Raw genomic sequence first — 1,104 nt, 5'->3', positions numbered from 1 at the left:
TGTGGAACGCCGATCAGCCCGGCGACCCCGCAACGCTTAGCGACGGCCGCCTGTCGGGGGCCAAGGCCTTTGCCTCTGGCGCCGGGCTGCTCAGCCATGCGCTGGTCCCGGTCGATGTCGACGGCGGCCGACAGTTGCTGCTCATCGACCTGACGGAGACGCCGCCGGCGATCGACCGCTCCTGGTGGCGGGTCAGCGGGATGCAGCGGTCGGAAACGCATCTTGCCCGCTGGGACGGCGCAGCGCTGCCGCCCGAGGCGCTGATCGGCCAGCCGGGCGATTACGTGCGCGAACCATGGTTCAGCGGCGGCGCGATCCGCTTCGCCGCGGTGCAGGCAGGCGGGATCGCGGGCGTGGTCGATCGCACGCGCGACCATCTCGTCACCGCCGGCCGGGACGGCGATCCGCACCAGCGCGCCCGCCTCGCCGATCTCTATCGCGCGGCGCAGGGCGCCGCCGACGCGGTCGCGCGCGCGGCCGCCAACTGGCGCGTCGACCGCCCCGACGACACGCTGGCCCATGTCGCCGCGGCGCGCGCGGCGGTCTATGCCGCGGGCGAGGCCGTGCTGACGCTGGCGCAGGCGGCGGTCGGCGTGCAGGCGATGTTCCTCGATCACCCGCTCAATGCCGCGCTCGCCAACCTCACCGTCTATCTGCGCCAGCCCGCCCCCGATCTGCAGCGCGACCGGGCTGGCGCGGCGGTCGCCGCCGGGCTGCTGACCCCGACACTGTGACAAACCCAGGGAAACGCGGCTTCGGCCACGTGCGCCGCCTGCTGGTGATCGCGCCGCACCCCGATGATGAGGCAGTTGCCGCCTGGGCGCTGATGCGGCGGCTTCGCGCGCGCGGCGCGACGGTGGAGGTGCTGGTGGTCAGCGACGGTGGTGCCTCACATCCCGGCAGCCGCCGCTGGCCCCGCCCCCGGCTGGTGGCGGAGCGGCGGCGCGAGACGCGGCGCGTGCTGCGCCCGATCGGCATCACGCCGCCGGCGATCCGCTTCCTCGGCCTGCCCGACGGTGGGCTCGGCGCGCCGGCATCGCGCCTGCTCCACGCGCTGCGCCGCGCCTTGCTGTCGCGCCGCGCGCCCGACCTGATCATCGCCCC

2 protein-coding genes are annotated in these 1,104 nt (G+C 75.5%); both read left to right on the top strand.

Translation table 11 applies throughout. The features are described from left to right. Positions 1-734: acyl-CoA dehydrogenase (locus tag XM50_RS20615; RefSeq protein ID WP_046406262.1), on the top strand; the 734-nt coding region annotated here is incomplete at its 5' end. 29 nt (positions 735-763) lie between these two features. Continuing rightward, positions 764-1,104, top strand: a 341-nt coding sequence (locus tag XM50_RS20610; RefSeq protein ID WP_231621805.1) for a PIG-L deacetylase family protein, incomplete at its 3' end; no start/stop codon positions are given.

It is taken from the genome of Sphingomonas sp. Ag1 (genome assembly GCF_000980895.1).
Lineage (GTDB): Bacteria > Pseudomonadota > Alphaproteobacteria > Sphingomonadales > Sphingomonadaceae > Sphingomonas > Sphingomonas panaciterrae.
The sequence above is the reverse complement of the archived record's forward strand: the minus strand, read 5'-3'. Positions and strand labels throughout refer to the sequence as shown.